Source organism: Chlorobium ferrooxidans DSM 13031, assembly GCF_000168715.1.
GTDB classification, from domain to species: domain Bacteria; phylum Bacteroidota; class Chlorobiia; order Chlorobiales; family Chlorobiaceae; genus Chlorobium; species Chlorobium ferrooxidans.
Window position 1 is genome coordinate 1 of record NZ_AASE01000026.1, and the last position, 20,639, is coordinate 20,639.

Below are 20,639 nucleotides of genomic sequence, written 5' to 3' on the forward strand. Positions count from 1 at the left end.
GCAGGCATAAGCCTTTATGGCAGTTTTATTTACGGGCTTGATGGCGATACTCTTGAAACCCCGGCAGCCATGCTGGATTTTATCAGGGAAACAGGGCTTGACGTCCCCGGCATCAATATTCTGCGACCAACTCCCGGTACCAGGGTTTTTGAACGTTTGAGAGAGGAGGGGCGACTGCTCTTTGACCCCCGAGACATCACGGCCTTCCGATACACCTTTGGTCAGGAGATGCTCTACCGGCCAAAGAACATCGATCTTGAAGCTTTTGTTGAGAGCTACTCCACCCTGACCCGAAAAATATTCACCATTAAAAACTCTATATCAAGAGGTTTAGCCGCGCCTTCCGCCAAAGCTGCGGTCATGCTCTTCAACATGTTCTACACGCATCTCTACGGCCTCTCACGCCACGACCTCAAGCATCAACTGGCTGCAAACAGATTGGAAAATACCATTTTGCCTTACGCTGAATAATTTTTAAACTGTCCCTATATTTTCAGCAGCTCATCCGGCTCTACAACGTTAATCCGACACCATCATGACCATGAAACCACTCCTGCCTCTTTTGACCGTAAGCCTCTTTACTCTCGGTGCCTGCGGACTTGAAAAACCACCGGCAAAAATCGTATTCCCTGAAGATAAAACCGCCGCGGCTCCTGCAGCTGCTCCGGCAGCTCCTGCCGAGCCTGTAGCTCCCGCAGCTCCGGTTGATCCCAAGTTTGCTGCAGCAAAAACCCTCTATGATGCAAGCTGTGCCTCATGCCACGATGCAGCCTTGATGGGTGCACCGAAACCCGGCGATAAGGCCAACTGGGCGCCCCGCATTGCACAGGGAATCGCAACCGTTGAAAGCAATGCCATCAAAGGGTTCCAGGGCAAGGTTGGCATGATGCCGGCAAAAGGCGGCTCAACCCTTACCGACGACGAAATCAAAAGCATCGTAGCCTATCTTGTTGAAGTATCAAAGTAAGCGTCTAATCCATTTTTCATTGCCGAGGGAGCCTGTCAACAGGCTCCTTTTTTTATATCCATGATAAGAATCTGTTGCTTGATGGGGTTTTTGTGGAAATTTGGATTGGTGATATTATAATTGGTATTAGTCAGGTTGTGTGCTTGCTTGCACACAACATCATACATCTAAATTTAAAGGAGTATATCCAATGTCCCGTATTCTTTCTGCAGCCCTCTGCTCGTTCGTTGTTTTTGCTTTCAGCTCTTCTGATGCTTTTGCAGCAAATGCTGCTGCGGGTAAATCCGTTTACGATGCAAGCTGTGCAACCTGCCATAAAACCGGCCTGATGGGCGCACCCAAGTTCGGCGACAAAGCCGCATGGGCGCCCCGTATCAAGCAGGGATTGCCGGTTCTGGTTGCCCATTCAATCAAGGGATTTCAGGGTAAAGTTGGCATGATGCCTCCAAAAGGCGGCAACGCAAAGCTGACCGACCAACAGATCGGCGATTCAGTAGCCTACATGGTCTCTGGATCAAAATAGGATTGATACCTCACTTTAAACATGAGCGGGAGCTGAACCAGCCGGCCCCGCTCTTTTTATTGCGCCATTAATACACACGCCGACACAATTACCATAAATACCGGATGATTTTTCTGCCGATATTTGGATAGCTTGTGTTTTAATCGTATTAATAAAGGTTTGTGTCTACACGCACACAACCGCATATCATCCCATAATAACCCCGAAAACAATAAAAAGGAGTAACCTCTATGTCTCGTATTATCTCTGCGGCCCTTTGTTCGCTCGTTGTTTTTGCTGTAAGCTCTTCTGATGCCTTTGCTGCCAATGCTGCAGCAGGCAAAGCTACGTATGATGCCAGCTGCAAAACCTGCCACCTTGCCGGCCTGATGGGTGCGCCTAAACTCGGCGACAAGGCAAACTGGGCACCGCGTATCAAAAAAGGCAATGCAGTTCTGGTCTCCAATGCCACCAAGGGATTCAAGGGTGCTGTTGGCATGATGCCTCCGAAGGGCGGCAATGCCAAGCTGACCGATGTACAGATTGGTGATGCAGTAGCCTACATGGTCTCCGGATCGAAGTAAGCTCGATAAGAACATTCAGATAAAAAAAGGCGGGATAATCTCCTGCCTTTTTTTATGTCCGGGCGTCACTACGGTTAAAAAAGAAATCATTCGAATCAATGGCTCGGTATTGTCACCTCCCCTGCTTATTTTATTAAACAAAGACAAATAAGCTTATAGCACGTAAAAACAATGATGCAACACTCTGAATATCTCGGCTATGCTGCCGGCATCATTACCACCCTGGCATTTCTTCCGCAGGCTTTCAGGATTTTCAGCACCCGTCGAACACGCGACATCAGCCTCCTCTGGGCTCTTGCAATGAATACCGGTATTGTACTCTGGCTCCTCTACGGCATTGCAAAAAATGACCTGCCGATGATTGCCGCCAACAGCATCTCCCTCATTCTGCTCATGATCATTCTTTTTTTGAAACTGCGCTACCGATGAGAGTCAAAGAGCTCCGGCACTGGAATGGAAAATTCACTGAAAACATGTACATAGCGATAGACAATACAGACAAATAAATAGCTCACTCAATGAACAGCCTTCATCTCGGATTCATCGGAACAGGAAGAATTGCCCGTGCGCTGATTGCCGGTCTCAGCGAAAAAGCCGATACCGTTATTTCCGGTTATGACAGGGAGCCTGCTGCCCTGGCCTCCATTGCCGCCGACTATCCGGTTAAACCATGCCACTCGATCGAGGAGCTTGCGCAGTGCTCAAGGGTAATCATCCTTGCCGTCAAACCATATCAGATTGCAGAAGTGGTCGGAGTGCTCAAACCGGCGCTCGGCCAGGATCATCTGCTGATCAGTGTGGCTGCGGGCATATCCTCTGAATTCATCAGAAACAGTGCTCTTGACACCACAAAAGTTATCCGGGTCATGCCCAATACTCCGGCATTTGTTGGTGAAGGCATGACAGCCGTCAGCAGAGGAAAAATGGCCTCAGACCTGGATGTTGCCCTTGCCTGTGAGATCTTCAGCGCCATCGGACGGGTAGCCGTACTTGACGAGACACAAATGGATGCGGCAACTGCGCTCTCCGGAAGCGGCCCGGCCTATATGTTCCATATTCTTGATGCACTTGCAGCAGGAGGAGCTGCATGCGGCCTTACGGAAAATGAAGCCCGTATCCTGAGCGCACAAACCATGCTTGGAGCCGCCAAAATGGTGCTCTCGGGAGATAAAAGCCCGGAAGAGCTCAAACGGGAGGTAACAACACCCGGCGGCACTACGGAGGCCGGGTTGAAGGTGATGGATGAGCAGAACATCCGGACAACTCTTATGGAAACCGTTGCAGCAGCAGCGCTTCGATCCAGGGAACTGATGAAATAAACACTATGGCAGGAGGAGTTGATTATTTCCGATTCCGGGCGGCCGTTCTGCTCGTTACACTGCTCTGCGGCACTGCCGCTTACGGAGCATCCGGAGATAATGCAGCAAACAAACCCTTCCTGCTCTCCTCGATCAGCAACAGCCGTCCATGGGTAGGCGAAGAGACCATGCTCACCTATCGGCTCTATTTCAAGGATATCGCCCCGAAAATATCCAATGAAACAAACCCTTCGTTTCAGGGCATCTGGGCAAGGGAGTCCGTCGCTGAACGCTATATCAAAAGCATCCCGGTCACCGTTCACGGCGAACCATTCAGAAGTGCTGTGCTCAAGCAGTTCAGGGTTGCTCCTGTACAGAGTGGACCGATAAAAATTTCAGGCTACAGCATGCTTTGCTCACTCCCCCCGGAACCGCTTCTGAATAGTGAAAAAAACCCTGCTGAAAACCGTATTCAGCTCAGGGCTCCCGATATTTCCATATCAGCACGTGCACTGCCTGAACCTCTGCCGGATGGGTTCTCCGGGGCTGTCGGCACGTTCCATCTTGAACTCTTTGCCGATAAATCAACACTGAAGGCGGGAGAACCCCTTAAACTGGAGCTGGTACTTTCAGGAACCGGAAACCTTTTTACCCTTAAACTGCCAGCGCTTCATCTGCCTGAAAGCTTTCGACAGAGTCCGCCGGATGTGACAACAATCCTGAATAAAGAGTCGGTTGAGACTGCGGGAAGCAAAACGTTAACGGTTACATCCTGGCCACAATCGCCTGGCAGCTTCACCATCCCGGCAATCAGAACGGTTGTGTTCAACCCGAAAACAGCACAATTCATCACGCTGCATTCCAATCCCGTCACTCTATCCGTAACCAAAACCGCAGAGGGATCCGGATCCCCGAGCGAACCCATGTCACCCCGAAACAGCGATAGTGAGTACACAGGAACCCATTCAGGGCGCTGGAAAATCGTTGCGGCAACCCTGCTGCTGCTGGCCGCAGCAGCACTTTTCATACTCAGAAAAAAACAGATAGAGAGGCAAAAAAGCGGTGCAGGAGTGCAGCGCGGAGAGTCCGGTACCGATATCAGTCAATCTGCCGCCAATGTCAAACAGCAGCTTTTTGCCCTGCTCAGAGAGAAAGGGATAAAAAGTCCTGGCGGGCTGACAAGAAAAGAGCTGAATAGTGCACTACGGGAAAACGGAATTACCAAAGAAGTTATTGCGGAAGTCACGGAACTGCTCGAGGCACTTGACCGGGTACTTTACGCGCCCTCCTCAAATCAGGCAAACCCTCTTCCCGAGAGTGTTGCCGCAAAGGCCGAAAGCCTGCTGCAAAGAATCAAAACCTTCGACGGTACTCCCCGGAAATAGCGCCCGGCAGAGGCCAGACTCCAGGCCGTCAATAACTGGTCATCGCACCATGAGAAGTCAATCCTGCAGTGAGGCAAGAGTCAGCGCCACTTCGGGATAATCGGTTATGATTCCTTCCGCGCCCAACTGCTTCATCCTCACCATATCTTCAGGGCGGTTCACCGTCCATGGAATCATACCAATCCTCTTTGCATGGAGATATTCCGCCGTATCGCGATCAACAAGTGATAGATGGGGATTGAGATAGCGGGGCAAAAAGCCAAGTTCCGGGAGATAGCGATCGATATGCTCTCGCTCTGCAATCAATAAACCATAGCAAAGCTTCGGGTTCTGTTTCCATGCCGCCCTGACCAACCGGTGATCGAAAGACTGGAAACGAACCTGCCCGGAGCGAGCCGTATCTTCGACAATCCGGAGAACAAGGGCCGCATACCTATCCGGTTCGGGATGAAAAATACCATCCTTGTCCGGCCAGGATTTCAGCTCCAGATTATAGACCATTCGCCCCTTCATACCCCTCGATGCCATATAGCTGTCAACCTCCCTGAAAACCGCTGAAAGCAGTGGCTTGTATGCTGAAATCCGCTGCTGGAGCGGAAAAGAGGGGTGCCGCCCGCCACAGTCGAAAGCGGAAATATCGGCATAGGTCATGTCGTAGATACGATAGCTCATCCCCTCATCTGCGGCAAGAGGACGACCAGCGGGGTCATGACAAAGGGGACCGGAGAGCCATGGATCGTGAGAGACGACAATCTCATGATCTTTTGAGACCACAAGATCAAGCTCCAGAACGCGCACCCCGAGATCTGCCGCCTTGCAGAATGCCTGGAGGGTGTTTTCAGGGAAAAATGATCTTGCCCCCCGATGTGCCTGGATTTCAAATGTCATAAGGGTAGCTCTATTTATTTGTTCCGCGATATAAACAGCAAATAACCTGACCAAACTCCTGGCCGGTGCAGCGGTCGCATAACCAGGCACTACAAAACAGTACGGTTCTTCTTTAAAGAGATCAAACAAAGAGAGGTGCCGGATCAAGATAACATCTGATGGCAAGTGGTAACGAAAAGTGGAGGGTTGGAAGCAGTCGCGAAAAACGGGTAACGATCGTTAAACTTTTCACACAAAACGCACTGAGTCCTTATGCAAAAAGGTCAGAGCAAACCAATGGTCTTAAACGTTACGGTTGCCGGAAGCAGGACGCGAAACCTTTGAAAAACTCTTTTTCTTCGGCTTTCTTTTCTGCGGCTTGTTTCCGTCCGTACTTTTCGGGGACGGATGCTTGCCCGCACCGCTCACACCGAAAATATCGGAAGTTGTTTTGTTTCTGATTTTGTTAAACCGATTTTTTCGATACTTCTTTTCAAGGTCGGCATAAGGACTGGGCGGGTCTGGAGAGGTCTTGTAGTTATTAAAATTCGGTTCGTCAATGACCTCATCAACATCATCCAAAACCACGTCGGGATGAACTTTATTAAGCAACTTGTTTCTGTTTATGTTCACAAATCAGGAGTATTCCTTTTACTCACGATTATTACTGAAGGGAGTCTAATTTACAATTTTAGAAGCAAAATGCAAATGATAGTATCAGGAAGCCTCCCGGTATAACGATGAGTCCCGATACCGGTGTAGAACAAATAAAGAGCTGCAATAATCCGCATAGTGTTTTTACATTGCTTGTTGACTGTTTATGTATTAATTTTGCATTATTTCATTTATAACAAGGGAGCTCCACAATGGATATTCGCAGACTGATTCTTGCCGTTATTCTTCCTCCTGCCGCCGTCACCAACAAAGAGGCCGGAACAATCATGCTGACAGGAATTCTGACCGTATTCGGCTGGCTGCCGGGTGTTGCTGCCGCTCTTTTTCTCATCTCCCAGGAGAAGCGTCAGGCTTCAGCGTGACACTCTCGTGGTTGCAGCTTCATTGTCGGCCTGATTTCCGATATGGTGAACCGATGAGGCGACAGGAGTGAAGGCGTAAAGGTTTCTGTGAAAAGAGATGATGAATGCCATGAAGCTTCTTGTTGCTATCGACTTCTCGGAATCTGCCCAAAGCGTTATTGCAGAAGCAGAAAAACTTGCCAAAACCCTTTCGGCAAAAGTTTTTCTGCTTCATGCCATGCCTCCCCTCTCTCCGATCATTGATAACGTGGACGATGCTGCCACACTTCCTCAACCGGGCATCCCCTTCCAAATGGAGAGCCTCCCCCGACTCTCTGCATCGGCAAAAGAAAAGCTGCTCGAAATTTCCGGCAGAATGCAGGCCGAGGGGATTGAGTGCGCCATCATCCTGACGCACAATAATGAGGTCGAGGCAATTATCGAAGAGAGCAAAAAAAACCGCATTGACATGATCCTGCTTGGCTCTCACGGACATGGGGCACTTTACCATCTCCTGATCGGCAGCGTTTCTGAAGGAGTGATAAGAAAGGCATCCTGCCCGGTCATTATCATTCCTTCAAAAAAGCAGTAACCACCGGCAAAGCAAAACCGCAACAACGTCAAGGAAGCCGGTTAAGGGCACTGACAATTGCCTTGATCGAGGCAAGGCTGATATTGGAGTCAATACCGGCGCCAAAAGAGATGCGGCCATCTGCACAGGCGATTTTGATGTAGGCGATTGCCAGAGCTCCGGAACTGCGACCGATTGCATGCTCGGCATATTCGTCAACACTGAATTCAAGACCGCTTGCATTGATAATCCCCTTGACAAACGCATCAAGCGGCCCGTTACCCCTTGCATCAAAAGAGAACTCCTGCTCTTTCATCTGCACGATAGCGCTGATAAGCGTCGCTTCTTCATCATTGCGCTGAAGGTCCTCATCATCCCAGCTGATATGGCACTTCTTCAGGATAACCGGCTCAACAAGCTTTACATACTCCGCATGAAAGAGGTCATGAATCTGATCGGTTGACAGCTCAATCCCCGTCCTGTCAGCAACAGCCTGAACAGCTTCAGCAAAATCAGGCTGCATCCATTTCGGTATCTGGATCCCGTAATCCTTTTCAAGCACATAGGCTACTCCGCCCTTACCGGACTGACTGTTAATGCGCACAATAGCCTCGTAGCTGCACCCGACATCCTCCGGATCAATCGGAAGATAGGGAACCGCCCACAAACCTTCAGGTGAAAGCGGCTGAGCTTTCATGCCCTTGCTGATAGCATCCTGGTGCGAACCGGAAAAGGCCGTATAGACCAGCTCACCGGCATAGGGGTGACGGGGATGAACCTCCATTCGGGTGCAGCGGAGGTAGGTTTCACGAATCCGGGGGAGATCCGAGAAATCAAGCTCGGGATCAATCCCCTGGGTAAACAGATTAAGCGCCATAACCACGATATCCATATTTCCGCACCGCTCACCATTGCCAAAGAGCGCCCCTTCAACACGATCTGCACCGGCCATCATGGCCAACTCTGCCGTGGCTACTGCGGTACCCCGGTCATTATGGGCGTGAACACTGATGAGCACTGCCTCCCGATTCTTAATGTTGCGACAGAACCACTCTATCCTGTCGGCGTATATATTGGGCGTTGACATTTCAACCGTTGAAGGGAGGTTGAGGATGATTTTGTTCTCTTCAGAAGCTCCCCATACATCCATAACCGCATGACAGACCTCAAGCGCATAATCCAGCTCCGTGCCGGTAAAACTTTCAGGACTGTACTCGAAACGGATACCGGCAACACCGGACTCATCCTTCAGGCGACGGACAAGAGCTGTCCCCTCGACTGCAATTGCCTTGATCTCCTCTCTGTTTTTGCGGAATACGATATCCCTCTGCAAACGGGAGGTTGAATTATAGAGATGCACAATGGCATGCTTTGCTCCGCTGATGGCATCGAACGTCCTGCGAATCAGATGCTCGCGCGCCTGGGTCAGAACCTGGATAGTGACATCATCCGGAATCAGCCCCTGCTCTATCAGGCGACGCACAAAGGCAAACTCGGTAGCCGAAGCTGATGGAAAGCCGACCTCAATCTCCTTGAAACCGACAGAGACAAGAAGCTGAAACATGGCAACCTTCTCCTCTACACTCATTGGTATCGGCAGCGCCTGATTGCCGTCGCGAAGATCCACACTGCTCCATATCGGCGCTTTGGTAATGCGCCTGTCGGGCCAGCTCCTTGACGGCAGTTCAACCGACGGGTATGGTGCGTATTTTCTGAAATTCATCTTTTTCATTGCTCCTCATCCTCCTTTAGTCATCTTTAAACGATAAAAGCCACCTACCCTCTGAGGGCGGCGGCTTTAAAACTGTTTTTCTCTACTGTAAAAAAACGAACTAAAAACCGCAACCCCTCCGAGCCATGATGCTCTGTAGCAGACCAAGGGAAAGCTGCAGTATGCCGGTGTTCGCTGTATACATGATTGCTGTCACAAATAAAACTCGTGTATTGACCTTTTGTCAAATATAAAAAAATACCCGAAGCATGCAAGAACAGGTCGGACGCCCTGGATCAAATGGCCGTGCAGGGAAATAAAACAGGCATCCGGAGTAGAGTTCAGGAGGCCCGCACCGCGATCAGCTCAAGTACCTTGCTGCCATCTTTACTGAAAAGCTTCAGAACTGCGCCGGATATCTCATATCGAGCAACCTGCCGAAGCGCCTTGATAAACTCCCGCTCTCTTGCCATAATCACCGGAGAGCAAGCCATCTCCGTCCGGTCTGCCGGAGTTAAACGCAGGAGGTCGGCAGTGCGACTGTATGAACCCATAAACGAATTACAACCGGTGTATCCCCTGATATACCCGGAAGCATAAAGTACCAGGGATACATCAAGCTTCTGACCAGGTAAAAACATAACCCGGCTGCCATTTATTTCCACCGCCCTCCATGTTGTATTGATCAGGGGCTTCCTCTGCTCCGGTTTTGACAATTGCTGTGAACAGCCGCTTGCAAGCAGCAGCATCGACAGCAACAACACCGCAAATCGCCTGTAGTCCAGCCATCCATGAATGTTCATATCATGCACCATCTTTGACATATTCCAATCAGTTGAAATTCCGTATCCCTGAGAAATGAAGACTCCTGTCAGTAAGAATAGTAATTACTGTTCCGGCATGCAAACAGTTCGGAAGGAGAAAAAGGAGTACAGGGAGATCAGCGTTCCATACCGGCTGACGGGATCGAAAAATGCACAAAAAAACACAATGCCGGTTTGTATTTAAAAATTACAAATGTATATTATCTGCCCATTAGCACACCAGCGTTGATGGCACAGATTCCGCGATAGCTCAATGGTAGAGCATGCGACTGTTAATCGCAGGGTTGCAGGTTCGAGTCCTGCTCGCGGAGCTGAAAAAAGCAGATGTATCGGAAGATACTTCTGCTTTTTTGTTTCCCTGAAAACATGCAGCCCGGCTGCTTGATGATGTGCAATTCACGCTTTTCATTTTCCATAATAATTTTTGTACATTGGTGTTCTTTTACTGAAAAGAGGGTATATGCATAAAGAAAAAGCGCAGATAGAGATTCCGCTCGCGGGTCTTGTGCAGGGAACCCATGAATTTGATTTTACCTGTAAAGCTCGTGATTTCAGGGATCAGCAGTTTACGGATGCCGGCTTCACCGATGAGGTCCATGTGCGGGCGACAGTCGGGAAAAGTGAGCGCGAGGTGAGGGTAGCAATTGAAGCATCAGCTGATGCCAGTTTTACCTGTGACATCTGTCTTTCTCCGGTATCAAAAACTCTTGAAGGCACGTTTTGTATATATTATGTCTGCGGTGGGCCTCCTGAAGAGGAGCAAACCGGTGATGAAGAGTACCGAATTCTCGACAGCAATGCGATTGCGATTGATATTACTGAAGATGTGAGGGAGACACTGCTGCTGTCGATACCGATGAAAGTAACCTGTCCGGATAATCCGGAGTGCCTGCTTTATAGAAGCGAAGAGGTAGATCAGGCCGCTCAGCCCGAAGAGACAAGTTCATGGCATGAGTCGCTTGAAAAACTGAAAAACAAGTATTGTTAACTGATTATAAATAAAGAGGACAGTCATGGCCAATCCTAAAGCCAAAATGTCAAAATCCCGAAGGGATAAAAGACGAGCACAGTTCAACGCAAGAACCAAACCGGCCACCACGGTAAACTGTTCCAACTGCGGCGAACCAACCCTTCCGCATCGCGCCTGCCGCCATTGCGGATTCTACCGTGGCAGATCGATAGTCGCCAAGTTGGCAAACAGCTGATCATCCTAACAAGACAAAAACCCCAATCATGTTGACTATTGCTGTTGACGCCATGGGCGGTGACAACGCTCCCGCCTGTGTGATCGAGGGAACTGTTCAGGCTTTACAGGAGAGTGACAACAGGTTTGAAGTTGTACTTATCGGCCAGTCGGATAAAGTAGAACCGCTTCTTGCCGCATACGATATCAGTTCACTGAACCTGAAGTTTCTGCACGCCCCTGAAGTGGTGACCATGGATGATATTCCGGCCACCGCCGTCAAAACCAAACAGCAATCATCACTGGTGAAGGGTCTTCAGCTCTGCAAGGAAAAGCAGGCGGATGCATTTGTCAGTGCCGGCAATACCGGTGCACAGATGGCCGCTTCGCTCTTTGTGCTCGGCAGGATACCCGGCGTACTTCGTCCGACCATCTACGCCTATTTTCCCCGTCTCGGTGAAGGGTTGACCAATATTGTTGATGTCGGAGCCAATGTAGACTGCAAGCCGGAAAATCTGGTCCAGTTTGCTGAAATGCTGACTATCTACCAGCGCTACGGTGCAGGAATTGAGAAGCCCGTTACCGGCCTGCTCAATATCGGAGAGGAGGAGGGCAAAGGATCTGAAACGCTCAAACAGACCTACTGGCTGCTGAAAGAGGCCGACAGCAAAGGGAAAATCAACTTTATCGGAAATATTGAGGGGCATGATATCCTGAAAGGGAAAGCCTCAATTGTGGTCTGCGACGGGCTCGTCGGCAATACCATCCTCAAGTTTGGAGAGAGCATTCCTGAATTTCTCGGCTCCCTGTTCAAGTCGTCACTTGAACAGCTCATGGCATCAGGCAGGATCGACCAGAGTACCGCAAAAATAACCTCGGAGATGTTCAAAGGAATGTTTGAGCCGTTTGATGTTGAAAAATTCGGCGGAGTTCCATTCCTCGGTGTTGACGGCATCTCTATTGTCGGTCATGGACGATCGTCGTCAAGGGCGATCAAAAACATGATCTATATGGCCGAACATATGGTTGAAAAACGTGTCAATGCTCATATTGCGGAAGTCCTGAACGAAAAGTAAACGCTTAATTATTATTATCCGCATCCCCGCTGTTGCCCGGCATTAAACCCTGAGCAGCAGGGTAATTTTTTGCTACATCCTGCAGAATACATCAGAAAGGAACCCATGAAAGCTGTAATTACGGCGACAGCCAAATATTTACCCGACTCGGTTCTGAGTAATCATGATCTCGAACTCATGCTCGAAACCAATGATGAGTGGATTCGGACAAGAACAGGCATCAGTGAACGTCGTATACTCAGGGATCCGGAAAAGGCGACATCCTACATGTGTGGAGAGGTTGCCCGGCAGCTGCTTGAGAAAAGAGGAATATCGGCAGACGATATCGAACTGATCATTGTTGCCACCATGACCCCGGACATGCTCTTCCCCTCAACGGCATGTTTTACCCAGAGTATCATTGGAGCAAAGAACGCATGGGCCTTCGACCTTAATGCCGCCTGCTCGGGCTTTCTCTATGCGCTGCAGACTGCATCAAAATTTATCGAATCAGGCCTCCACAAAAAAATCATGGTCATCGGCGCCGACAAGATGTCGGCAGTTATTGACTATACCGACCGCTCAACGGCGATCCTGTTTGGTGACGGCGCCGGCGGAGTCATCCTTGAACCGGCCACAGAAGAGGGGTACGGCATTCTTGATGCACGCATGTACGCCGATGGCGCAACAGGGACCAACCATCTGCTCATGACCGGAGGGGGAAGCCGCCATCCGGCTACCCATGAAACGGTTGACAAGAGAATGCACTATATCTATCAGGACGGGAAGCAGGTTTTCAAATCAGCCGTTATATCAATGGCCAATGTTGCCGAAGAGATCATGACGCGCAACCGGCTCACGGCAGATGACATCGATTACCTTGTTCCGCACCAGGCCAACCAGCGAATCATCAACGCAACCGCCGAACGGATGGGGCTTGATGATGCCAAAGTTGTTTCGAATGTCGGTCGTTACGGCAATACAACGGCGGGAACCATCCCTATCTGCATTGCCGAGCTTGACGAAGAGAAAAAACTGCATAAAGGATCAAACCTTGTTCTGGTCAGTTTCGGCGCAGGCTACACCTGGGGCGGCATCTATCTGAAATGGAACCAGTAACCATTCACCCAACCGGGCAACCATAAAATACATGAAGGCATTTGTTTTTCCGGGACAAGGCTCCCAGTATTGCGGCATGGGGAAGGATATTTTCGAAACCTACCCCGCCGCACGAACCCTGATGGAAAAAGCTGACGCGATACTCGGCTTCTCCATAACCGATATCATGTTTTCGGGCAGCGAAGAGGATCTTCGTCAGACAAAATATACCCAGCCTGCAATATTTCTGCACAGTGTGGCTGTTGCTACGCTTATCGGCAGAAAGGATATCGTCATGACCGCAGGGCACAGCCTTGGAGAATATTCGGCGCTCTGCATTGCCGGTGCCCTCAGCTTTGAGGATGCCATCCGTATTGTTGCAAAACGGGGCGAACTGATGCAGAATGCCGGGCAGCAGAATCCCGGAACCATGGCGGCGATCATCGGCATGCCTGATGCGGCACTTCCTGAACTGCTTGCAGAAGCATCAAGTGAAGGGATCGTTCAGGCCGCCAACTATAACTCTCCGGGTCAGATTGTCATTTCGGGCGATCTTGCCGCAGTAAAAAAGGCTGTTGCGCTTGCACCTTCAAAAGGGGCCCGCATGGCAAAAGAGCTTGTCGTTTCAGGTGCTTTTCACTCCCCGCTTATGAAGCCGGCTGAAGAGGAGCTCGCCCGGGCCCTTGAGCTGATCGACATAAAGGATGCTGAAATTCCGGTGTGCATGAACGCCGTTGCCCACGCGGTCACCGGTGCAGCGGAGATCCGCAAAAACCTTATTTTGCAGCTCACCAGTTCCGTGCTGTGGTCGCAGTCCATTGAAGCTATGGTCAAGAGCGGCATTACAGCATTTGTTGAAGTTGGTCCGCAGAAAGTTTTGCAGGGACTGATCAAAAGAATCGATAAATCGGTCACGACTACAGGTATCGACACGGCCGCAGACATTCAGGCCGTTCTTTAAAATAAAATTGTGCAACAAGGGCACCGCTATAAATTGTCGTGAGCGGTTTGAGTACGAGGCGGACGGAGCGCAGAAACCGGAATGTACACGTAGTACTTGAGGATTTCGAGCACCAACCAACGAAGTAATCGAATCGCGGAACAAATTAATAGCGGTGCCCGCAAGGTCATAAACATCAACCGACAGAAACCATCATGTTTAAAGGAAAAATTGCTCTTGTAACTGGCGCAGCCAGAGGTATCGGGCAGGCAATCGCATTTGACCTGGCCGCCAAAGGTGCTGATATTGTCGTATGCGATATCAAAGCCGAATGGCTGACGGAAACAGCGGAAGGTGTTGAGAAGCTCGGACGGAAGGCCTACTGTTTTGAACTCGACGTCACCAACGCCGAAGCGGTCAATAACACGGTCAATGACATTGCCGCTGCAACTGGCAGAATCGACATCCTTGTCAACAATGCTGGCATCACCCGTGACGGGCTTCTGATGAGAATGAGTGAAGAGGATTGGGATGCCGTGCTCACCGTCAATCTGAAAGGAACCTTTTCATGCACCAAAGCGGTCAGCCGCATCATGATGAAGCAGCGTTCGGGCTCGATCATCAACATCGCTTCAGTCGTTGGACTCATGGGCAATGCCGGTCAGGCAAACTATGCAGCATCCAAGGGCGGCGTCATTGCCTTCACCAAGTCGGTTGCAAAGGAGCTTTCATCCCGTAACATAAGAGCCAACGCAGTCGCACCGGGATTCATCTCTTCAAAAATGACCGATGCGCTCTCAGACGACGTTCGTCAGAAAATGCTTGATGCCATACCACTCGCCAGCTTCGGAACACCTCAGGATGTAGCCAATGCCGTAGCATTCCTTGCAAGTGACCAATCCTCCTATATCACCGGTCAGGTCATCAGCGTCAATGGCGGTATGGTTATGTGATTTGGGCAAGGTTATTTTCTTCGTATATTGACAGACTTTTTTAAAAAATTTTCATACAACAACCAACTCTTAATCGGGAGAACACCATGACCCAGGCAGAAATCAAAGACAAAGTATACGATATTATCGTCAGCAAGATGGGCGTCACCAAAGATCAGATCAAAATGGAATCAAAATTTTCCGATGATCTCGGTGCAGACTCACTTGACACGGTTGAATTGATCATGGAGCTCGAAAACGAGTTCGGCGTTCAGATCCCTGATGAAGATGCTGAAAAGATCGGCACCGTACAGCAGGCTATCGATTACATCGTCAGCAAAAAGTAATCAGCAATCCAGGGCAAAGCAGGCAAAAGGAAACCAGTTAAATCAGAATCTATGGCTCAGGAGCGTAAAAGAATTGTCATTACCGGAATAGGGGTCTTAACTCCTATCGGTCTTTCCAAGGAGGAGTTTTGGGACTCTCTCTATCAGGGAAAGAGCGGAGCCGCGCCTATCACCTATTTTGATACCACTGATTTCGCAACAACCTTTGCCTGTGAGCTGAAAGGATTTTGTGCAGCGGATCATATCGACAGAAAATCTGCCGACAGAATGGATCCATACTGCCAGTATGCCGTTATCGCCGCAGGTCAGGCATTGAAAGATTCAGGGCTTGACCTGAAGGAGATTGATCCGCTCAGAATCGGAGTGGTTCATGGTTCAGGCATTGGCGGAATGACCACCTATGAACAGCAGTTCGAGAACTTCCTTGAAAAAGGGCCGCGTCGCATCAGTCCCTTCTTTATTCCGATGCTGATCCCCGACATTGCTGCCGGGCAGATCTCAATTCGCTACGGACTCATGGGCCCGAACTATGCCACAGCTTCGGCCTGTGCAACCTCTCTTCATGCCATTATTGATGCCTACCTCCTCATTAACGCGGGAATGGCTGACTATATGGTGTGCGGTGGTTCAGAGGCTCCGATTACAAGAATGAGTGTCGGCGGGTTCAACTCGGCCAGAGCACTCTCTACGCTCAATGATCGCCCTCAGGAGGCCTCACGCCCTTATGACCGTGACCGTGACGGCTTTGTGATGGGAGAAGGCGGCGGAACCCTGATTCTTGAGTCCCTTGAATCGGCAAAAGCACGCGGAGCAAAAATCTATGGCGAAATTGTCGGCGTAGGCGCGACTGCCGATGCCTATCACCTGACAGCCCCGCACCCGGAAGGGCTTGGAGCGGTCAATGCCATGAGAACAGCCATAGCCATGGCTGGAATTGCCCCCGAAAAAATCGATTATATCAACACCCACGGCACCTCCACCCCGCTTGGCGACCTGGCAGAAGTTGCCGCAATCAAGACGGTCTTTGGAGAACACGCCCACAAACTGAGCATCAGCGCGACAAAATCGATGACCGGCCACCTGCTTGGCGCTGCCGGAGTGGTTGAGTCGATTGCCTGCCTGCTTGCCCTGCAGCATCAGACAGTTCCACCGACCATCAACTGCGACAATCTTGACCCTGCGGTTGATATTGATGTTACTCCGAATACACCGAAAAAACGGACCATAGAGTATGCGCTCAACAACGGGTTCGGCTTCGGCGGTCACAACGCATCACTGATTTTCAGGAACGGTTCATCCCTCTGAGGAGCAAGATTGCTGCCACTGGAGAAGTTTTGGGAAAAGCTGAAAGGCTTGGCTGATTCAACTGATGGTGGTAACGGGAGTAATGAAACGGTTCCGGCGCTTTCAGCGGAAACCATAGCCTATCTGCGCCGACTTGTCGGTGAACCGGCAAGCAACCTGCTGCTCTACCAGACCGCCCTGACACACCGCTCGGTAGTCCATGACCCGGCAACCCAACACCTTGTTGAATCCAACCAGCGCCTTGAATTTCTGGGTGACTCGGTGCTCGGCCTGCTCATTTCCGATTACCTCTTCAGAACATTTCCCGGGAGTGCCGAAGGAGAGCTTTCAAGCAACCGCTCCAAAATCGTCAATAGGAAATCCCTTGCCGGATTTGCCGCAAGCATGAACCTCGCCGACTACCTCCTTACCGGAGAGTCAGCCGACCGCAATAAAATCACCTCCAGCGATTCCGCACTTGCTGACGCCTTCGAGTCACTGACCGGCGCTATCTATCTCGACAAAGGGATCCTTGCGGCAGAAAATTTCATCCGCAAGCATGTGCTCGAGCATGAAAACTTCAGGATGATTGTAGAAGCCGAACATAACTACAAAAGCCGGCTGATTGAGTACACCCAGTCGCGCCACCTCCCGATGCCGGTATACTCTGTGCTTGAAGAGTGCGGAGCTGAACATGAAAAACAGTTCACGGTAGGAGTATCATGCAGCGACCGGCACCTTGGCAGCGGAACCGCCCGGAGAAAAAAGGATGCCGAGCAGCTCGCCGCCAAAGAGGCCCTCAGCATCATCGACGCCGCAGAAAAGGAAGAGACCCCGATCTGACTTCCGAAAACTTCCCCTCTTCATACCGATCCATCCCCGTCTGTCATTCCGAACCCATCCCAGTATCATTCCGATTCCCCCCCCTGTCATTCCGAACAGAGTGAGGAATCTGCCGCTGGACCACCGGAAATGAGATCCCTCCTTTCAGGTCGGGATGGCAGATAAAAAGCTCAGCGTGAGCATATGTTGCGCGACTGAAAAATCTGAAGAATTTTTTCGATTGGCTTGAGCTTCTCTCCCCCTTCTTCTATATTGATCTACAGTTATTTTTACACCTCAGACCCACTCATGAAGTAACAAATACAATGAGAGAAAAACTGATTTTTGATTTGTCCCGTCCAGGACGCAAAGGCTATGCTCTTTCCGATCGCGATTTTACGGATAGCTCGCTGGAGAGCATACTGCCGGAAAAATTTTTGCGCAAATCACCCCCTGAACTGCCTGAGGTGCCTGAAAGTGAAGTGGTGCGCCATTTTGTACGGCTCTCCAACATGAACTACCATGTGGACAAGAATATGTATCCGCTTGGAAGCTGCACCATGAAGTACAACCCCAAGATCAACGACTATACCTGCGATCTTCCGGGCTTCAGCACGCTTCATCCCCTCCAGCCCTCTGAAACAACCCAGGGAGCACTGCAGCTGATGTATGAACTTGCCGGGATGCTGAGTGAAATCGCCGGTATGGCTGCGGTATCGCTTCAGCCTGCGGCCGGTGCACACGGAGAGCTTACCGGCATCCTCCTTATAAAAAAATATCATGAATCACGCGGATCAAAACGCCACAAACTGCTGGTGGTTGACTCGGCTCACGGCACCAATCCTGCTTCAGCCGCGCTTGCTGGATACGAGATTATCTCGGTGAAAGGCAATGCTGACGGCCGCACTGATCTCGATGACCTCGCCCGTAAACTGGACGGTGATGTGGCCGCCCTGATGCTGACCAATCCGAATACCATCGGACTCTTTGAAAAAGATATTCTGCGCATCTCGGAGATGGTGCACAAGAACGGCAGCCTGCTCTATATGGATGGTGCCAATATGAATGCCCTGCTCGGCATTGCCCGCCCCGGAGATATGGGATTTGATGTTGTGCATTACAACCTGCACAAAACCTTTGCGGCGCCTCATGGCGGCGGCGGTCCCGGCAGCGGTCCGGTCGGTGTAAGCAAAATTCTTGAGCCATTTCTTCCTCTGCCAATCATCACAAAAAATGAGAGCGATGAAGGTACGACCTACGCGCTCAATTACGACCGTCCGGAGAGTATCGGCAGGATGATGAATTTTTACGGGAACTTCGGGGTTCTTGTCAGGGCATATACCTACATCAGGATGCTTGGACCCGACGGGGTTCGCAGGGTTTCAGAAAATGCCATTATCAATGCCAACTACCTGCTCAGCCTCCTGCTTGAACGCTTTGATTTGCCATTTCCGAAGCCGGTCATGCATGAGTTCTGCCTCTCGGGAGACCGGCAGAAAAAAGAGCACGGTGTCAGAACGCTTGATATGGCAAAACGGCTCCTTGACTACGGCTTTCATGCCCCGACCATCTACTTCCCGCTCATTGTCAGTGAGGCGTTAATGATCGAACCGACAGAGACCGAGTCAAAAGAGACACTCGATATTTTCGCAAAAGCGTTGCTCAGTATTGCCGATGAAGCTGCAAACAATCCGGAACTGGTTCTCTCAGCCCCGGTTACAACCCCGGTAAGACGGCTTGATGAAGCGATGGCGTCAAGGCAGCTGAATATATGCTGCTCGCTCTAAAATGAACTGAAGAAGGGTACCGCTATTACTTGTCGTGAGCGGTATGAGGACAAGGCGGACGGAACGGAGAAACCGGAGTGTACACGCAGTACATGAGGATTACGAGTACCGCCCAACGAAGTAATCGTACTGCGGAACAAATTAATATCGGGACCCATTGCTTTACCTTAACAATTTGTACCGTAACAACAATGCCGTTATATCATAAACTTCCGCCGGGATATGCCGTTACTTCGATCGAAAGTTCTTGTTCTCAACAGCAGTTACGAGCCATTAACCGTTTGTGACGCCCAGAAAGCTGTTCTTCTCCTCTTTTGCGGTAAAGCCGTGCCGGTTACCCATAATCCTGAACGGGTAATCCGCACGGTTTCAACCAGTTTTCCCATGCCGAGCATTGTAAGGCTTACCGTTTTTGTGCGGGTTCCCTACAAAAGGATTATGCTGAACCGTAAAAACATTCTCCTCAGAGATGCTTACCAGTGTCAGTATTGCGGGAGAACCGATCTGCCCCTTACCATTGATCACGTCGTTCCAAGATCCAGAGGCGGTGACTACTCATGGGAAAACCTGATAACTGCCTGCCGCCGCTGCAACACGAAAAAGGGCGATAAAACCCCGCGCGAAGCCGATATGCAGCCACTGAAACAGCCGATCCGGCCCAACAGCCTGATGTTCATGCAGCAGGTTACCGCTACGGTTTCCGATGACTGGAAACCCTACCTCTATATGAGCTGAGCAATTACAACTCTTTTCTGCGAAAAATATTTATAGCCTTTTTTTCTTATGGGCATCTGCTTTCCCGATTTACAGCTCCCTTCATGGACAACTGCGTATACTCCGTTTGATTCTGGCAAACTCCATTCTGACCATGACCGGATGCAGTTCATCATAGAACTTGCCCGTAAGAACACCCTGCATGGAACCGGCGGCCCCTTCGGTGCGGCGGTTTTTGAGCGAAAATCCGGCAATCTTGTGTCGATCGGGGTAAATCTGGTTGTCCGGAGCTGCTGCTCCCATGCCCATGCAGAGATGGTTGCCATAGCCATTGCCCAGAAAAAAATCAACTCCTGGACCCTTAACCATGCAAAAAGTCCGCAGCATGAGCTGGTAACCTCCTGTGAGCCCTGTGCCATGTGTTTCGGCGCAATAATCTGGTCGGGAATCTCCCGGCTGGTATGTGGCGCATCCACTGCTGACGCTACTGCCGCCGGTTTTGATGAGGGTCCGAAGCCGGAAAAATGGATTGAAGAGCTTGAAAAAAGAGGTATTGAGGTGGTAACCGGAATTTGCAGCAATGATGCAAAGATGGTTTTTCGGGACTATCTTGAAGGTGGCGGCATCATCTATAACCCGAACCCCTGACATGGGCACGTTGGATAAGAGCGTATTGTCATGATTTTTTTTACTTTTCATACAGAAGGGCTCCGTTTTAAATTGTCATGAGCGTTTTACGTGCACGGCAGCGC

Annotated in this window: 24 protein-coding genes, 1 tRNA gene and 1 pseudogene; 22 read left to right on the plus strand and 4 right to left on the minus strand. The window is 50.3% G+C overall.

Annotated features, from left to right (window positions below; translation table 11 throughout):
* The 7 genes and pseudogenes from CFERDRAFT_RS10130 to CFERDRAFT_RS10160 form a co-directional block, all read left to right on the plus strand.
* A pseudogene (locus CFERDRAFT_RS10130) lies at nt 1-471 on the plus strand (B12-binding domain-containing radical SAM protein); the annotation flags it as partial.
* A 70-nt stretch (nt 472-541) separates the two neighbouring features.
* Nucleotides 542-967 carry a c-type cytochrome gene (locus CFERDRAFT_RS10135; protein ID WP_006367148.1) on the plus strand — a complete coding sequence of 142 codons (426 nt, stop codon included), beginning with the start codon at nt 542-544 and terminating at the stop codon, nt 965-967.
* A 190-nt stretch (nt 968-1,157) separates the two neighbouring features.
* A complete protein-coding gene (locus CFERDRAFT_RS10140; RefSeq protein ID WP_006367149.1) occupies nt 1,158-1,490 on the plus strand; it encodes a c-type cytochrome in 333 nt (110 codons plus the stop codon).
* A gap of 230 nt (nt 1,491-1,720) precedes the next feature.
* The gene (locus tag CFERDRAFT_RS10145) at nt 1,721-2,053 is read left to right on the plus strand and encodes a c-type cytochrome (RefSeq protein WP_006367150.1); all 333 of its coding nucleotides are present in this window, start codon (nt 1,721-1,723) and stop codon (nt 2,051-2,053) included.
* Nucleotides 2,054-2,224: 171 nt separating this feature from the next.
* The gene (locus CFERDRAFT_RS10150; RefSeq protein ID WP_006367151.1) at nt 2,225-2,482 is read left to right on the plus strand and encodes a SemiSWEET transporter; all 258 of its coding nucleotides are present in this window, start codon (nt 2,225-2,227) and stop codon (nt 2,480-2,482) included.
* A gap of 89 nt (nt 2,483-2,571) precedes the next feature.
* Nucleotides 2,572-3,372 carry a pyrroline-5-carboxylate reductase gene (gene proC, locus CFERDRAFT_RS10155; RefSeq protein ID WP_006367152.1) on the plus strand — a complete coding sequence of 267 codons (801 nt, stop codon included), beginning with the start codon at nt 2,572-2,574 and terminating at the stop codon, nt 3,370-3,372.
* Nucleotides 3,373-3,377: 5 nt separating this feature from the next.
* Nucleotides 3,378-4,736: a BatD family protein gene (locus CFERDRAFT_RS10160; protein ID WP_006367153.1), complete on the plus strand. Its 1,359-nt coding sequence runs from the start codon at nt 3,378-3,380 to the stop codon at nt 4,734-4,736.
* Nucleotides 4,737-4,793: 57 nt separating this feature from the next.
* On the opposite strand, the gene CFERDRAFT_RS10165 is transcribed toward CFERDRAFT_RS10160, so the two are convergent.
* The gene (locus tag CFERDRAFT_RS10165; protein ID WP_006367154.1) at nt 4,794-5,624 is read right to left on the minus strand and encodes a glycerophosphodiester phosphodiesterase family protein; all 831 of its coding nucleotides are present in this window, start codon (nt 5,622-5,624) and stop codon (nt 4,794-4,796) included.
* A 282-nt stretch (nt 5,625-5,906) separates the two neighbouring features.
* The gene (locus CFERDRAFT_RS10170) at nt 5,907-6,215 is read right to left on the minus strand and encodes a hypothetical protein (protein ID WP_040433723.1); all 309 of its coding nucleotides are present in this window, start codon (nt 6,213-6,215) and stop codon (nt 5,907-5,909) included.
* 254 nt (nt 6,216-6,469) lie between these two features.
* Between CFERDRAFT_RS10170 and CFERDRAFT_RS12210 the strand changes: the two genes are divergently transcribed.
* The gene (locus CFERDRAFT_RS12210; protein ID WP_006367176.1) at nt 6,470-6,640 is read left to right on the plus strand and encodes a YqaE/Pmp3 family membrane protein; all 171 of its coding nucleotides are present in this window, start codon (nt 6,470-6,472) and stop codon (nt 6,638-6,640) included.
* A 109-nt stretch (nt 6,641-6,749) separates the two neighbouring features.
* Nucleotides 6,750-7,211: a universal stress protein gene (locus CFERDRAFT_RS10175; RefSeq protein WP_040433716.1), complete on the plus strand. Its 462-nt coding sequence runs from the start codon at nt 6,750-6,752 to the stop codon at nt 7,209-7,211.
* Nucleotides 7,212-7,239: 28 nt separating this feature from the next.
* On the opposite strand, the gene leuA is transcribed toward CFERDRAFT_RS10175, so the two are convergent.
* Together leuA and CFERDRAFT_RS10185 are read right to left on the minus strand one after the other, a co-directional pair.
* A complete protein-coding gene (gene leuA, locus CFERDRAFT_RS10180) occupies nt 7,240-8,922 on the minus strand; it encodes a 2-isopropylmalate synthase (protein ID WP_006367157.1) in 1,683 nt (560 codons plus the stop codon).
* Between the two features lie 320 nt (nt 8,923-9,242).
* Nucleotides 9,243-9,725, minus strand: coding sequence for an META domain-containing protein (locus tag CFERDRAFT_RS10185; RefSeq protein ID WP_006367177.1), 483 nt, complete (start codon nt 9,723-9,725; stop codon nt 9,243-9,245).
* Nucleotides 9,726-9,964: 239 nt separating this feature from the next.
* Here CFERDRAFT_RS10185 and CFERDRAFT_RS10190 point away from each other — a divergent pair.
* From CFERDRAFT_RS10190 to CFERDRAFT_RS10245, 13 genes are all read left to right on the plus strand, one after another.
* Nucleotides 9,965-10,036, plus strand: a tRNA-Asn gene (locus CFERDRAFT_RS10190).
* Nucleotides 10,037-10,185: 149 nt separating this feature from the next.
* Nucleotides 10,186-10,713, plus strand: a complete 528-nt coding sequence (locus tag CFERDRAFT_RS10195) for a YceD family protein (RefSeq protein ID WP_006367158.1) — start codon at nt 10,186-10,188, stop codon at nt 10,711-10,713.
* A gap of 25 nt (nt 10,714-10,738) precedes the next feature.
* Nucleotides 10,739-10,930 (plus strand): 50S ribosomal protein L32, encoded by a 192-nt coding sequence (gene rpmF / locus CFERDRAFT_RS12215; RefSeq protein ID WP_006367159.1) that lies wholly within the window; start codon nt 10,739-10,741, stop codon nt 10,928-10,930.
* A gap of 28 nt (nt 10,931-10,958) precedes the next feature.
* Complete coding sequence (gene plsX, locus CFERDRAFT_RS10200) at nt 10,959-11,984, plus strand: phosphate acyltransferase PlsX (protein ID WP_006367160.1); 1,026 nt, start codon at nt 10,959-10,961, stop codon at nt 11,982-11,984.
* 105 nt (nt 11,985-12,089) lie between these two features.
* Complete coding sequence (locus CFERDRAFT_RS10205; protein WP_006367161.1) at nt 12,090-13,082, plus strand: beta-ketoacyl-ACP synthase III; 993 nt, start codon at nt 12,090-12,092, stop codon at nt 13,080-13,082.
* 31 nt (nt 13,083-13,113) lie between these two features.
* Nucleotides 13,114-14,022 (plus strand): ACP S-malonyltransferase, encoded by a 909-nt coding sequence (gene fabD, locus CFERDRAFT_RS10210; protein WP_006367162.1) that lies wholly within the window; start codon nt 13,114-13,116, stop codon nt 14,020-14,022.
* Between the two features lie 194 nt (nt 14,023-14,216).
* Nucleotides 14,217-14,954 (plus strand): 3-oxoacyl-[acyl-carrier-protein] reductase, encoded by a 738-nt coding sequence (gene fabG, locus CFERDRAFT_RS10215; RefSeq protein ID WP_006367163.1) that lies wholly within the window; start codon nt 14,217-14,219, stop codon nt 14,952-14,954.
* A gap of 86 nt (nt 14,955-15,040) precedes the next feature.
* A complete protein-coding gene (acpP, locus tag CFERDRAFT_RS10220) occupies nt 15,041-15,280 on the plus strand; it encodes an acyl carrier protein (RefSeq protein ID WP_006367164.1) in 240 nt (79 codons plus the stop codon).
* A 51-nt stretch (nt 15,281-15,331) separates the two neighbouring features.
* Nucleotides 15,332-16,585 (plus strand): beta-ketoacyl-ACP synthase II, encoded by a 1,254-nt coding sequence (fabF, locus tag CFERDRAFT_RS10225; protein WP_006367165.1) that lies wholly within the window; start codon nt 15,332-15,334, stop codon nt 16,583-16,585.
* A gap of 48 nt (nt 16,586-16,633) precedes the next feature.
* The gene (gene rnc / locus CFERDRAFT_RS10230) at nt 16,634-17,407 is read left to right on the plus strand and encodes a ribonuclease III (RefSeq protein WP_232209794.1); all 774 of its coding nucleotides are present in this window, start codon (nt 16,634-16,636) and stop codon (nt 17,405-17,407) included.
* Between the two features lie 305 nt (nt 17,408-17,712).
* On the plus strand, nt 17,713-19,173 hold the full coding sequence (gcvPB, locus tag CFERDRAFT_RS10235; protein WP_006367167.1) for an aminomethyl-transferring glycine dehydrogenase subunit GcvPB: 1,461 nt from the start codon (nt 17,713-17,715) through the stop codon (nt 19,171-19,173).
* 222 nt (nt 19,174-19,395) lie between these two features.
* Nucleotides 19,396-19,908, plus strand: a complete 513-nt coding sequence (locus CFERDRAFT_RS10240) for an HNH endonuclease (RefSeq protein WP_006367168.1) — start codon at nt 19,396-19,398, stop codon at nt 19,906-19,908.
* Between the two features lie 141 nt (nt 19,909-20,049).
* Nucleotides 20,050-20,535, plus strand: a complete 486-nt coding sequence (locus tag CFERDRAFT_RS10245) for a nucleoside deaminase (RefSeq protein WP_232209795.1) — start codon at nt 20,050-20,052, stop codon at nt 20,533-20,535.
* Nucleotides 20,536-20,639: the final 104 nt, after the last annotated feature.